This window comes from Rossellomorea aquimaris, assembly GCF_000935355.1.
Classification (GTDB): domain Bacteria; phylum Bacillota; class Bacilli; order Bacillales; family Bacillaceae_B; genus Rossellomorea; species Rossellomorea aquimaris_B.
In genome coordinates this window covers 1-14044 of sequence record NZ_JXZC01000013.1, presented here as the reverse complement: position 1 = coordinate 14044, position 14044 = coordinate 1, and the positions used below count along the sequence as shown (strand labels likewise).

The 14044-nt window shown below is 42.0% G+C and carries 16 protein-coding genes and 1 other annotated feature; of the genes, 1 reads left to right on the top strand and 15 read right to left on the bottom strand.

Annotated features, from left to right (window positions below):
* Positions 1–28: 28 nt before the first annotated feature.
* Entirely contained in the window at positions 29–1114 is a 1086-nt protein-coding gene (locus tag TV75_RS19425; protein ID WP_044340452.1) for a M42 family metallopeptidase, read from the bottom strand.
* 105 nt (positions 1115–1219) lie between these two features.
* Positions 1220–1708: a dUTP diphosphatase gene (locus TV75_RS19420; protein ID WP_044340451.1), complete on the bottom strand. Its 489-nt coding sequence runs from the start codon at positions 1706–1708 to the stop codon at positions 1220–1222.
* Positions 1709–1853: 145 nt separating this feature from the next.
* On the opposite strand from TV75_RS19420, the gene TV75_RS19415 reads away from it, so the two are divergent.
* Positions 1854–2240 (top strand): hypothetical protein, encoded by a 387-nt coding sequence (locus TV75_RS19415; RefSeq protein WP_044340450.1) that lies wholly within the window; start codon positions 1854–1856, stop codon positions 2238–2240.
* 23 nt (positions 2241–2263) lie between these two features.
* On the opposite strand, the gene TV75_RS19410 is transcribed toward TV75_RS19415, so the two are convergent.
* From TV75_RS19410 to TV75_RS19350, 13 genes are all read right to left on the bottom strand, one after another.
* The gene (locus tag TV75_RS19410; RefSeq protein ID WP_044340449.1) at positions 2264–2833 is read right to left on the bottom strand and encodes a TVP38/TMEM64 family protein; all 570 of its coding nucleotides are present in this window, start codon (positions 2831–2833) and stop codon (positions 2264–2266) included.
* A 96-nt stretch (positions 2834–2929) separates the two neighbouring features.
* A complete protein-coding gene (locus TV75_RS19405; RefSeq protein WP_044340448.1) occupies positions 2930–3208 on the bottom strand; it encodes a DUF1294 domain-containing protein in 279 nt (92 codons plus the stop codon).
* Between the two features lie 88 nt (positions 3209–3296).
* Positions 3297–3656: a 50S ribosomal protein L20 gene (gene rplT, locus TV75_RS19400; protein WP_034757014.1), complete on the bottom strand. Its 360-nt coding sequence runs from the start codon at positions 3654–3656 to the stop codon at positions 3297–3299.
* 28 nt (positions 3657–3684) lie between these two features.
* On the bottom strand, positions 3685–3885 hold the full coding sequence (rpmI, locus tag TV75_RS19395; RefSeq protein ID WP_032087387.1) for a 50S ribosomal protein L35: 201 nt from the start codon (positions 3883–3885) through the stop codon (positions 3685–3687).
* A gap of 23 nt (positions 3886–3908) precedes the next feature.
* Positions 3909–4412, bottom strand: a complete 504-nt coding sequence (infC, locus tag TV75_RS19390; protein WP_044340447.1) for a translation initiation factor IF-3 — start codon at positions 4410–4412, stop codon at positions 3909–3911.
* 89 nt (positions 4413–4501) lie between these two features.
* Positions 4502–4641 (bottom strand) — a sequence feature (ribosomal protein L20 leader region).
* Positions 4642–4816: 175 nt separating this feature from the next.
* Positions 4817–6748 (bottom strand): threonine--tRNA ligase, encoded by a 1932-nt coding sequence (thrS, locus tag TV75_RS19385; protein ID WP_044340446.1) that lies wholly within the window; start codon positions 6746–6748, stop codon positions 4817–4819.
* Between the two features lie 368 nt (positions 6749–7116).
* Entirely contained in the window at positions 7117–7983 is an 867-nt protein-coding gene (gene ytxC, locus TV75_RS19380) for a sporulation protein YtxC (protein ID WP_052504627.1), read from the bottom strand.
* A 378-nt stretch (positions 7984–8361) separates the two neighbouring features.
* Positions 8362–9294, bottom strand: coding sequence for a primosomal protein DnaI (gene dnaI, locus TV75_RS19375; RefSeq protein ID WP_044340445.1), 933 nt, complete (start codon positions 9292–9294; stop codon positions 8362–8364).
* Positions 9295–9306: 12 nt separating this feature from the next.
* The gene (locus TV75_RS19370) at positions 9307–10692 is read right to left on the bottom strand and encodes a replication initiation and membrane attachment family protein (RefSeq protein ID WP_044340491.1); all 1386 of its coding nucleotides are present in this window, start codon (positions 10690–10692) and stop codon (positions 9307–9309) included.
* Between the two features lie 71 nt (positions 10693–10763).
* A complete protein-coding gene (nrdR, locus tag TV75_RS19365) occupies positions 10764–11219 on the bottom strand; it encodes a transcriptional regulator NrdR (RefSeq protein WP_044340490.1) in 456 nt (151 codons plus the stop codon).
* 81 nt (positions 11220–11300) lie between these two features.
* Positions 11301–11681 (bottom strand): hypothetical protein, encoded by a 381-nt coding sequence (locus tag TV75_RS19360; protein WP_044340444.1) that lies wholly within the window; start codon positions 11679–11681, stop codon positions 11301–11303.
* 131 nt (positions 11682–11812) lie between these two features.
* On the bottom strand, positions 11813–12193 hold the full coding sequence (speD, locus tag TV75_RS19355; protein ID WP_034756998.1) for an adenosylmethionine decarboxylase: 381 nt from the start codon (positions 12191–12193) through the stop codon (positions 11813–11815).
* 581 nt (positions 12194–12774) lie between these two features.
* A complete protein-coding gene (locus TV75_RS19350) occupies positions 12775–13803 on the bottom strand; it encodes a glyceraldehyde-3-phosphate dehydrogenase (protein ID WP_044340443.1) in 1029 nt (342 codons plus the stop codon).
* Positions 13804–14044: the final 241 nt, after the last annotated feature.

The following is a 14044-nucleotide window of genomic DNA, read 5'->3' as shown; positions in this document are numbered from 1 at the left end:
CTAATCCGATAGGGTCTCTTTCAATACATCAATCAAATGTAATTTTCGCCACTGTATCTTTATCTAACTTCTTGATCACTTCTGTAATCAGTTTAACCGCATTCTCATAATCATCGCGATGAAGCATCGCTGCATGGGAATGAATATAGCGGGTCGCAATGGTGATCGACAAAGCAGGAACACCGTTGGCCGTTAGATGAATCGCCCCGGAGTCAGTACCACCGCCGGCGATGGCATCAAATTGATACGGAATGTTATGCTCATCCGCTGTATCTGTTACAAAGTCACGAAGCCCTTTGTGAGAAACCATGGATGCATCATACAGGATGATTTGAGGGCCTTCACCCATTTTACTTGATGCTTCCTTGTCAGAAACGCCAGGTGTATCCCCTGCAATTCCAACATCTACACCAAAGGCAATGTCAGGCTGGATTTTAGCTGCGGAGGTTCTCGCACCGCGCAGGCCTACCTCTTCTTGCACTGTACCTACACCATACACCACGTTAGGATGTTTTTGATCTTTCAGGTTTTTCAATACATCAATGGCAATCGCACATCCGATGCGGTTATCCCATGCTTTCGCAAGGAGCATTTTTTCGTTGTTCATCACTGTGAATTCGAAATGAGGGACAACCATATCCCCCGGCTTCACACCCCACTCCTGTACTTCCTCACGGCTTGAAGCACCGATATCAATAAACATATCTTTAATATCAACCGGCTTTTTACGGGCTTCCGGAGGCAGGATATGTGGTGGTTTCGAACCGATAATACCCGTTACTTCCCCTTTACCCGTCACGATCGTCACACGCTGTGCAAGCATGACTTGCGACCACCAGCCGCCTACTGTTTGAAAACGCAGGAACCCTTTGCTGTCGATTTGAGTGATCATGAAGCCGACTTCATCAAGATGCCCGGCCACCATGATCTTAGGTCCGTTCTCGTCGCCAACTTTTTTAGCGATCAAGCTTCCAAGATTATCTGTTGTGATTTCATCTGCAAATGGCTCTATGTATCTCTTCATTACGTTTCGTACTTCTCGTTCATTACCCGGTACACCTTTTGCATCGGTTAAATCCTTGAGCATTGTCAATGTTTCATCTAATTTTGTCACTATTTCGACCCCCTAAATGTTGATACCCTACCATTATACTAAAACCTGTCGGATTCATCAAAATTTCCTGAATCTTCTTTACTGTCCGGAAGCGGATGTCACCGATTAATATCCTTCTTTTTGACGAGTATAATTCACTTCATTCTTCTTTACATACGCTTCGAATACCTCTTCATGGGAGAACCCTAACAGCTCACCCAAATACACATAATGCCTGAACAATTGTTGGAAATGCCCGACCGAACGTTCTTCAGCAAAGTGATTCGCCGATTTGAATACTTCCAGGAATTGTTTCGTGACATCTTCATTTCCGAAATTGGTTTCCCCTAAATCAAACTGCTGGATACCGATTTCAAGCCCCAGGGAGAGAATAAAATGAATTCCGTCTACAAATTCTTCAAGGATCACTTCCTTTGATGAAGATGATTTCTTACTCCAAAACTTAAAGCTTCTCGTTTCATTGGCCAGTTCCCCAACTTCGACAAGCAGGGCAAGGATCTTCTTTTCAATTAAATCTGCATTCTGCAACCCGTGTTCTTCTTCGATATGCTGATCCAGCTTCTCCTGCATGTCCAATAACTTTTCAATATTCATGACGTTTTCTCCTCTCATGATGTCTATATTTTTATGTTCTCTCTTAGTATGACAAATTTTCAAACAAATTTTAAATAAAATGAAACCTTTTTCTGTTTTTATCGTAAATAATAGGAGAATACTTATGCCTAGGGAGGTAATGGTAATGCTTTGGCTTATTCGGTTAGTGATTTTTTCCCTTATTGTTTATCTATTATACCGCAGTGTGAAATACATTATGGACCCAAAGCGAAAACTGGAACTTGCCCAGGAGCAGAAACGCTTTTACTTTCTCGATGATCAGGAAAATGTACGTAAGAATTTTCACGTAACGTATAAAGGAGTTCTTTTTGAAGGAGAAAAATATTTAGGGGCAACAGAAGAATCCTTCGAGGTGGTTTCCATCTTTGTTTGGTCAACGAATATCTCTTCATTAAAGGGTTTTACCCAAGAAGATTTTCAATACCTACAAAATGAAATCAGAGAAAGATACCCGAATGCAAAGCTGGATTGGAAAAGTCCCATTCGTGAATTCCTTCAAAAAAAGCAGTAAAAAAACGGCTGGCCAGCCGTTTTTTATTTACCCGGAAAGAACTCTCTCCATTCGATCACTCTTACTTTTTCTCTTAGAAGGTAAAATAGAACGATGAGTGCCAGGAAAATCATGACGAGTATAGGAGGGGAAAATTGTTTGATGTATTGACCGAAAACCGTGTAAAAAAACGCCAGGGGAATATTTGAAATGACAGAGGCTCGGATGAAAGGCTTAAGCTTTTTCTTCCGTTCAAGTAAACATAGGTTCAACAGCTGATAATGGACAAAAGGAATTAACCGCAGTATGGCGATTTGACCGGTTGTGAGAGTAGCATTTCTTCCAAACCATTTCTCCTTCAGTCTCAGGAGCTTTTCATAGAAAGATGTAAAGCTCTTGATAACAAAATAAAAAGTAACAGATAAGAGCGTTAATCCAATCAATGAGTACAGAGTGCCGAATATACTTCCGAAAAGCACTCCTCCCGCCATACATACAAGGGCTACCGGAATAAACAAAAATTGCCTTAGGATATGAAACAAGATAAACAGAACAGGAGCCAAATACCCGCTAGCTTCCATGAGGGCGAATGCAGCAACCAACCGTTCGTCCATGGCTAAGGTGACCTCCTTCTGCTTTTCTAAGTTGTTTATACGTACTCTCTATATAGTATGTAAAGGAGACGGGTTAAAGAATGAAAACTTTGATTTCTACAATTTAGTATTCAGCCAAATAAACAGTACACTATGAAGCATGACGAGAAGCGGGAACCCGAAAGCAAATACTTTATGTTTCGTTTTATGTCTGTATACCTTCATTCCCATATAGGCGCCGATGCTGCCACCCAGAATCGCGACCTGCCACAAAGTACTCTCCTTGATGCGATATTCATTCCGCTGCGCTTTTCTTTTATCCCTGCCCATGATGATAAAGCCGATGATATTGATGACAATGGCATATAGATATAAGATACCTGTAAGTGTCTCCATGATTTTTACCTGCTTTCCAATGAGTTTTTATATAAGAAAGGACCGGCCAGAGGCCAGTCCTTTTTTTGTCTGCTAGCTTAGCAGGTTATTATTTGTTTAGTTGAGCTTTAGCAGCGTCAGCTAATTGGTTGAATGCTTTTTCGTCAGAAATCGCAAGCTCAGCAAGCATTTTGCGGTTTACTTCGATACCAGCAAGCTTCAATCCGTGCATTAAACGGCTGTAAGAAAGACCGTTCATACGTGCAGCCGCATTGATACGTGTGATCCATAATTTACGGAAATCACGTTTCTTTTGGCGACGGTCACGATAAGCATACATGTATGATTTCATGACTTGTTGATTTGCTACTTTATATAAAGTATGTTTTGAACCGAAATAACCTTTGGCTAATTTAAGAACTTTTTTACGACGTCTGCGTGTTACTGTTCCGCCTTTTACGCGTGGCATAATAATTCCCTCCTGTTTCTATTACTTCTTATTTTAGGTTGTCAAGCATATGACGAATGCGTTTGAAATCTCCTTTAGAGACAACAGCCGCTTTACGTAGCTTACGCTTTGCTTTAGTAGATTTGTTTGCGAATAAGTGGCTTGTGTAAGCGTGTGAACGTTTAAGTTTACCAGAACCTGTTTTCTTGAAACGCTTAGCTGAGCCGCGGTGAGTTTTCATTTTTGGCATGTGCTTTTCCTCCTCGGGTCCTCTTATTTTTCGTTAACTGGTGCAAGCACCAAGAACATACTGCGACCATCCATTTTCGGTTTTGATTCAACGGTTGCTACATCTTTACACTCATCTGAGAAGCGATCCAGAACGCGTTGACCAATTTCTTTGTGCGTGATCGCACGACCTTTAAATCGGATTGACGCTTTAACTTTGTCTCCTTTTTCAAGGAACTTACGAGCGTTACGAAGCTTAGTGTTGAAATCATGCTCATCAATCGTCGGGCTTAAACGCACCTCTTTAAGATTGATGATCTTCTGATTCTTACGCGCTTCTTTTTCTTTCTTCTGTTGTTCAAACTTAAACTTACCGTAGTCCATGATACGAGCAACGGGTGGTTTTGCATTTGGAGCAACAAGAACAAGATCAAGATTTACACGTTCAGCAATTTCAAGAGCTTCATTCTTGGTTTTAATCCCAAGTTGCTCACCATTTTGATCGATAAGACGTACTTCACGGGCACGAATCGTTTCGTTTAAGATCATGTCTTTGCTAATAATTAGCCACCTCCAAGGTTTATTAAAAGAATACACGGCTTTGGTCGACGCACTCGCTTCCTTCTTTTGCATGCAACACACAAAAAAAGATGCGAGTGTCGAAACACCCGCACCTGATTATTAAGCATATATAAATGGCTTTAATAGTCAATCACATACCTGTAAACAGCTTTAAAGCGTTATTCAGGTGAGAAGCGGGTAGCTTCTACTTGTACCAAACTGTATTCAATTCACCTTAGATACTATATCACATGACAAAACCGCTGTCAAATAATCATTTAATATCACAACGTATTTCATAATATCAGACATCTAAGGAGAGTGCAACAGTTTTTTTGAATTTTATATGGGAGGGACGGACCTTGATGCAAGGTCCGTCCCTCTTCCTCGTTTTATCGTTTTGCTTCTTTTGTGATGTGGCCAATGAACTCTTCAAGGGAGATCGTTTCTGATTTCTGCTCTCCGTATTTACGGACGTTGACAGCCGTTTCCTTGATTTCATTATCACCCACCACAAGCATGTAAGGGACTTTGCTCATCTGTGCTTCGCGGATTTTGTAGCCGATCTTTTCATTACGGTCATCGATCTCAACGCGTAATCCTTCAGCTTGCAGCTTTTCCTTCACTTCTTTCGCATAGTCAAAGTGAACATCCGGAGAAACCGGGATCACCTGAACCTGTGTTGGAGCGAGCCAAGTCGGGAATGCCCCTTTGTACTCTTCGATCAGGAATGCCACGAAGCGTTCCATCGTGGATACGACTCCACGGTGAATGACAACCGGGCGATGCTGCTTTCCATCTTCCCCTACATACGTTAAGTCGAAGCGCTCTGGAAGTAAGAAGTCAAGTTGAACCGTCGATAACGTTTCTTCTTTACCAAGAGCCGTTTTCACTTGAACGTCCAGTTTAGGGCCGTAGAATGCCGCTTCCCCTTCTGCTTCAAAGTACTCAACATCCAGTTCATCCATGGCTTCCTTGATCATTCCCTGTGCACGGTTCCACATCTCATCGTCATCAAAGTACTTCTCAGTATCCTCGGGGTCACGATAAGAAAGACGGAAGGAATAGTCATTCAGATCAAAGTCTTTGTATACTTCCTGAACGAGGCGCACGACACGCTTGAATTCTTCCTTGATTTGATCCGGACGGACAAAGATATGGGCATCATTCAACGTCATCCCACGCACACGCTGCAGTCCTGACAGGGCACCTGATAACTCGTAACGATGCATCGTGCCAAGCTCGGCGATACGGATCGGAAGCTCACGATAGCTGTGAATGCCGTTTTTGTAAATCATCATATGATGAGGGCAGTTCATCGGGCGAAGAACAAGGTCTTCGTTATCCATCTCCATGACAGGGAACATGTTTTCCTGATAGTGATCCCAGTGACCGCTTGTTTTATAAAGCTCAACGCTTCCCATTACAGGAGTGTACACGTGATCATAGCCTAGGCGCTCTTCTTTATCCACGATATAGCGCTCGATGATGCGACGGATCGTCGCACCTTTAGGAAGCCACATCGGCAGACCTTGTCCCACTTTTTGTGAGTTCATGAACAGGTTTAATTCTTTTCCGATTTTACGGTGATCACGCTCTTTCGCTTCTTCTAAAAGACGAAGATGCTCTTCCAGGTCTTCTTTCTTGAAGAAAGCTGTACCGTAGATCCGTTGAAGCATTTTGTTATCGCTGTTTCCGCGCCAATATGCACCGGCGATACTTAACAGTTTGAATTCTTTAATTTTATTAGTGGACGGAATGTGGATCCCACGACATAAATCGAAGAATTCACCTTGCTCATAAATAGAGACTTGCTCGCCCTCAGGAATCGCCTCAAGCAATTCGAGCTTATACTCGTCACCGATTTCTTCATACATTTTCTGCGCTTCGTCACGGCTGACTTCACTACGGACCACCTCTAGGTTTTCACCAGTGATCTTCTTCATTTCTTTCTCGATCAGCGGCAGGTCCTCAGGTGTAAACGTGTGCTCGGAATCAATATCATAATAAAACCCGCCTTCGATGACCGGCCCGATCCCAAGCTTTGTTTCAGGGTATAAACGTTTAATCGCCTGTGCCATTAAATGGGCTGTACTGTGACGAAGAATTTCCAGTGCATCTTCTCCTGGAGGTGTAACGATTTCAATCGCTCCATCTTCCTGGATCCCCGTACGCAAGTCGATCAATACTCCATCTATCTTACCAGCAAGCGCCTTCTTCTTCAGTCCGGGACTGATGGACGCAGCAATTTCTTCTGTTGTGGTCCCTTTGGGAAACTCCTTGACATTTCCATCGGGGAACTGAATTTTCACTACTTCTGACATGTGATTTCACTCCTTAAATAATCTCTATAAAACATAAAAAACCCCGCCCCTTCACGTTTGAAGGGACAAGGTTAATAAGTAAACTCGTGGTTCCACCCAACTTCTCATTGTGTACAAAAGTACAGACAATGACTTCATTGAAAACGAATAACGACATTTAGCCGTCAACCAATACTTTGGATCCAAGCGGATTCCGTTCATGATTGAAGTTCCGAGGTGGTAAATATCACTACCGAATTAGGAAGCTTGCAGCCGAATGACTTCCCTCTCTGTGAATGGAATAGGAATATTGTTGTCCTCATCATAACCTTTATTTATTGACTTATTATGTAGGTATTATAATTGGTTATGTTGTGAAAAGCAAGTACCTATTCATTCGCGATATCCCAGGAAGGATAAAGGAGCGTATCGGGAAAATAACTCAATGGCAGCAGATCGATCCGTTCTTCAAAGATATTCTGAAGCGTCCTGATCAATTGATGGTCGCCGTTTCCATACACAAGTATCTTTTCCGGGGCAAGTGATAGTAACGGGGCAATGGTGTGCGAATCAACGTATAACGGGTGATTGGTCAGAAGGCGTTTATCGATCGCCTTTGTCAGTTCCTGCCTCGTCACCTCTTTCATATCTTCATCAAAGAAACGAAAGCCGTAGCCCGTCGAGTACAGATGGATCGTGCGCATTTTCTGCTCCCTTGATGCCAGATACTCCCGCAGCATGTGAACAAACATTTGATATTCCTGCTCCATCTTATATTCGTCGATGGCAAGATCCACCATGAGAAGCAGTCTCTCCTGAAGCTTTTTCAGCCTGAACTTGCTAAAGGAGTCGAATGATATCGGTGCCTTCCCTTCCAATAAAAGCTCCAGGCTGTCATGGACGTATTTGGACTCGTCCCATTCCCCGATCAGCTCCATCAATTCCGGCCGCTCCCCCATCCTCATTTCTGATACAATTTCTAATATTTGATTGATTTCATCAACATCTTCATAGAAGTAATTTCCCCTGAGGGCTGATTCGGACCAGTCCATGCATTTATCATTTAAGACAAAGTGGGAAACCCCATTGAACAGTTTTTCTCTTTCCTTGAAGAAGGGGGAAACCTCTATCGTCAGATTATAGTGAGTTGTATGTTGAAATAGTGTTTCATGAAACCATGATTGGATGAACTCTTTATTGAGGTATTCTTGAAGCTTTACCGCATCATTTTTTTGCTTAAAAATAAATTCAATCAAACTTTCTCGCCTCCTTAAACCCAATTCCCTGATTTATATATATGGGAGGCTTGTATAAATTAGAAGTTGATGAGTGAATTTAATTGACTCTTTTCTTTTGTGATGGATTCCATGAAGATGCTTATGCTTACGCTTCCGTACTCGCTGACTGAATCCGGCCGATTTCTCTGATAATCCGGCCGTTTCTTTCGAAAATCCGGCCGTTTCTTTCGAAAATCCAGCCGTTCCTCTTTAAAATCCAGCCGAAATTAGTAATAATCCAGCCGTTTCCATTAAAAATCCGGCCATCTTACAATAATTGTTAATTCACACATAACTGAATCAACTCCAATTAAAAAAAAGAAAGGAGCATCGCATGCGACTCTCCTCTCTTTAAAGCTATTCTCTTCTATTCCGTCCATCGATCAACACAGGCTTGGACAGGTATTTGATCCGTTCCATGATACGTGCAGCCTTGAGTTTTTCTTCTTCTCCTCGTTGGCTGTAGGTCAAGTGATGGGTCAGCTCGTTGAAGTTGAAGTTGGATGTGAAGAATGTCGGCAGGTTCTCAAGCATTCTGTACTGGAGAATCGTCCCCAGGATTTCATCCCTTCCCCAGCTGGACATGGTTTCTGCGCCGATGTCATCCAGCATGAGGATCGGTGCAGATTTCACCATTTCCAGCTTTTCATTTACCGAGTTATCTCCCAGCGATTGCTTGATTTCTCTGAAGAACTCGGGAACATAAACAATCAGGGACGCTATTTTTTTCTGGGCAAGTTCGTTGGCCATCGCCCCTAACAAATAGGACTTACCAACTCCGAACTTCCCGTAAAAATAGAGTCCTTTCATTTTTTCTCCTTCAGAATAATTCTCTACAAAATTCTTCGCCAATCGCACAGCTTCCAATCGGCTTTTCGAATCGAGGTCCAAGGTTGAGAAGGAGGCCTGTAAAATATCCTTCGGCACATACAGGCTCTTGATAAGACGCTGGGCGCTCGTTCTTTCATCGTGAATGACTTTTCGAGGGCAGCGATGGTAATCGATGTCGATGGTGTTGCCCCTGATCACTAAGTGGGGATCATACCCCTCCATCATATTCTTACATTCCTGTAAAGAAGGGCAGTAACGGCACTCCTTACTTTGAGAAATGTATTCATATAACTTCATCAGACTTTCATTGACCATTTCACCTGTTACGAGGCCTTCATTTCTTCGAATAAAATCTTTCACATCATTGTTTTCTAGAATCTCTTTTTTCATTTGTTCATATCTTTGTTGAAACGAACCAGAAGCCGCCAACCTTTTCAGGGTGTTATTTATTCTTTCCACCGCTACGTTCACCTACTTCCGAAAATTTTTAAGCTCTTCTTCGAGTTTTTTCTTCTCTGCCTCGAAATCGTATCCTTCCTGAGAGGATTCGTTTTCTTTCTCCGTTTCCTCTTCCTTGAACCATTCCGGCAGTTTTTCTGTCCGGATCGGCTTTCTTCGTCTATTCGTTTTCGTTTCCTTTTTCCCTTCAGCCCACTCAAGGTACTGCTTGTGTTCTTTCTTGGCTAAATCCATTGCTTCACTTGCAGTCGTAACCTTTTTCCTCGACCAGTGAGAAGCGATTTTTTCCATATATCCCTTTGTCAGCTTCATGTCTGTCTTTAATAGAACATACTGTATAAGGACGTTCATGACACCTAGCGGGAGCTTCTGTGACATGAGCACTTCTTCCACGGCCTGCAGGTCAGACTTGGAAGGTGAACCGCCATTCGAAATATCAGATAGTACGTCTTTTGGAGACGTGTTTTCCAGGTAATCAATCAGCTCTTCTTCTTTGGAGAGGGGTTTATTCGCTGGTGCAGGTTTCTTGACCCCGATTCTGGTAGTCAAATCGGGCAATTGATCACCTGTTTGAAGCCCATACCAATCCCGTGCGGTTTTACGCAATAATTCTATATCGATGGTATCATCTGCATCCAGGGAACTTAAGACGATATTTTTCATTTGAAGGGGATCAATCCCATATAAATAACTCAGCTTTAGGACCGTTTCCTTCACGGTCGCTGTAAAGGCTTTTCTCGGAACCATGGATTCGGATAGCCCTGCCAGCAATAACTGAAAATCAAAATCGATTTCGTCTAATGGAATCCCTTCATTCTTTCCATATTTCATATATTGTTCACCAGACTTGGTTTCGGAATCCACATTTGCATCATGGTGAAGAAAATTAATTTGCTCCGATGTAAAAACATCTTGAAAGGATCGAGTGATATTAGAGTACTGCTGTTTATCAACCGTTTCGTCAGTAAAAAACTTCTTCAAACGCAAGTAATGAGTTCTGCCGATTTTCCGGTAAAGATACACATTCAACATACCATCATGAAAGAATTCCTGAGGAGAAAGGGGAGGCTGCAGTTCATAAAGAAAGCTGCGATCCCCGTTGTCCCTTTTTTCATATGCCTTTAACAAGCCGATCCCCTCAAGCTTCATCCGCGCTTCGTAGACGTCCTGAAGATTCACGGACAGTACGTTCATAAGGTGATAATGGGTGGAATCAGTCGACCAGAGCCGATTTTCTTCCACTTCTCCCCATAAACTCATATAAAGACTGTAGCAAACCGGACCAATTAAAGGCTGGTACAGAAATGTAATGATTTTCCGATCATATTCCTGAAGCATCCCATTTGTCCCTACCGTGTAGGGATCGATTGGCTGTATTTCATTCCAATGCTTCTTCATCATAGTTGGATTCTACCTTTCAAAGAAATAAAGAGAAAAGAGCTAAAGAATTACATCTTCAGCTCATTCTTCTACTCTTTTTTTATTAATTCTTTCAGTTCGTCTATAAATACATTAATATCCTTAAATTGTCGATATACAGATGCAAAGCGTACGTATGCAACTTCATCTACCTTGGCAAGTTGGTCCATGACCATCTCCCCGATCTTTACGGATTCCACTTCGGAAGCACCTTGATTCCGGAGTTCCTTTTCAATATCCGTAGAGATCTTTTCTAATCTTTCAAGAGGCACCGGGCGCTTCTCACAGGCCTTGATCAGCCCTCTCAAAATCTTCTCTCGACTAAACTCTTCTCTTACCCCTTCTTTTTTCACCACAATTAAAGGAAGCTCTTCAACCTTCTCGAAGGTCGTGAAGCGAAACGTGCATTCTTCACATTCTCTTCTTCTCCTGATCGAACGTCCTTCATCAGCAGGCCGGGAGTCGACCACTCGGGTACCATTATGCTGGCAAGACGGGCATTTCATAATATCAGCTCCGTTATACATACTATTACTTTCATCATATAAAAAAGCTGCGACATACACAAGCTTCTATGGGATTTACCGTTATTTCACTTTTGTCAATTCGCTATCAAGCTTCTGATAATAATGGCTGATCTGCGCTTTTAACACCGTATATGTACCAAAGATCTTCCCTTTTTCTGCACTCACCTTGAAATCGACCGCCGTTTCAAAAGGTCTTACCGTGATGACGGTTGCGACGATGAACAGTTGGGGAGTCCCATTTTTACGGACAGTAATTTCCCCTCTGTCCTTTGACTGGGAAATCACATCATACTCAGAGGATGAGAATAACTCTAATACTGCATTAAATGCACCTTGATGCATGGATTTATAATATCTTGACTGCAGGTCTTTATCTTCGTGCTGATCAGATGTCTCACATTCTGATTGAAATCGTTTAAACAGGGTACGTATTCCGCTCATATAAAGTTCCTCCCTTTATTTACCCTTATTTTACACGAAAACCATACGAATGAAAATTCAAAATCTAATCATATACAAAAGCATAAAAAAGAGATGCATCTAACCATGCATCTCTTCTGAGTTATTTTCGATTAAAGGGCTTGAGCCTGAGACTTTTTCACTTGTACCGGACCCATACCACGTGGCAATTCGATTGTTTCACGTGTGTCAGCACCCAGAGCATCTGCAATATATTCAGCAGCGATGTTAGGATCTAAATCACCGCAAGTATATACATCAATACTGGCATAACCATGTTCAGGAAAGCTGTGGATAGTCAGATGTGATTCTGAAATGATCACAACTCCACTAACACCTTGAGGAGCAAATTTATGGAAAGCTACCTCACGAACTTCTGCACCTGATTTAAGTGCAGCATCTACGAATGTTTTTTCAATTCCTACTACATCGTTTAATTTTTCAAAATCGCAACCCCATAATTCTGAGATTACATGACGACCCATTGTTTCCATTGAGTGTTTCCCCCTTTGACATAATTTTTTTCGTCAAAATGAACGAATCCTTTGGCAAAATCTTAACTACCACGGGGGAAAGTTAGTCCGAAGAGGTCCTAACCCTTTAAGTAGTTAAATCAGTATTCATTTGCTAATAAGAAGTTCACGAAAAATAGTATACTTTGTTTAAAACTGTTTTGCAATAAATTTTTATAAACTTTTTTATATATGCAGATGATCGATTGATTTGTCCATATTCTAAACGTTGACCGTTCCTTTCCGCTACAGGCACTTGCTTTCCGCGGGGCGTGCGGTGAGCCTCCTCGGCTTCGCCTGCGGGGTCTCACCTGTCCCGCTATTCCCGCAGGAGTCAAGTGCCTTCCGCTGCAATCCACTCTGTGATAATACACTTTTATTAGCTATAACAATTTAATAGAAAAGGACAAGATAGCCTTTCACCGACTTCTTCCATTGACCTCCTCCCCCCTCAAAACAGAGCTGTCCGCCCCACTTATTTATAAAAAGCGGAAATAAAAGAAAAAGAACGCACCCGGAAAGGTACGTTCTAAGGATGCAGCTTATTGTTTATGTTGGTTCTTTCAAACGTTGACTTCTTGTTTGGCGTTCATTTTTGATGCGACGAATTTGGCCAGATCGACGACGCGGCATGAATAGCCCCACTCGTTATCGTACCAGGCCAGTACCTTCACTTTTCGATCTCCCATTACCATCGTGGATAATCCGTCGATGATCGCTGAATGGGGATTTGTATTAAAGTCGATCGAAACCAAAGGTTCTGTTGTGTATTGCAGCACTCCATGTAAAGAACCAAGAGATGCTGTAATAAATGCTTCGTTGATTTCTTCTACTGTTACGTCTCTTTTCACATCTACAACCAGGTCCACTAGTGAAACATTTGGTGTAGGCACGCGTAATGCCATTCCGTGAAGCTTGCCGTTTAATTGAGGCAGAACCAATGATAATGCTTTTGCTGCACCAGTCGTCGTCGGTATGATCGACTGGCCGCACGCTCTCGCTCTTCTCAAATCTTTATGTGGATTATCAATATTTTTTTGGTCATTTGTGTAAGCGTGGACTGTCGTCATTAGTCCGTTTTCAATACCAAATTGCTCATCTAATACTTTCGCAACCGGCGCTAAGCAGTTCGTTGTACAAGATGCATTTGAAATCACGCTGTGTTCTTCAATATTTAATGCGCTTTCATTTACACCCATAACAATCGTAACGTCTTCATTTTTACCCGGGGCCGTCAGGATGACTTTTTTGGCTCCCGCTTCTAAATGCAGGCTCGCTTTGTCTTTTGAATTGAATTTTCCTGTTGCTTCAATGACGATATCAATCTCTAATTCGTTCCAAGGCAATGCTTTGGGATCACGATTGCTTAATAGTAGGACACGTTTCCCGTTGACGATCAGTGCGTCATCTTCAGTCTGTACTTCTGCCTGGAATGTTCCATGATTTGTGTCATACTTTATTAAATGGGCTAGCGTTTCAGCCGGGTAGCTTGCGTTAATGGCTACAACCTCTAAGTTTTCCTCTAATATTGCTTTTCTGAAAACCATTCTTCCAATACGTCCAAAACCATTGATTGCAATTTTCGCCTTCATAAATCCGGCTCCCCTCTATATTAATGTTATACTTATATGTTTATTTGCTAAAAATAGTATAACATATTTAGAGAATTAGTTAATAAGTATTTTGCGGATTTTTAATGTTTTATTATTCTGACAAATCGACTTATTGAATGTATATTTTTGTGGATTAAAATAATTCATTTTTTCAAAGCTATCTGTGTGTTCTTATCAATGACCGTTCCTTTCCGCTTCAGGCACTTGCTTTCCGCGGGGA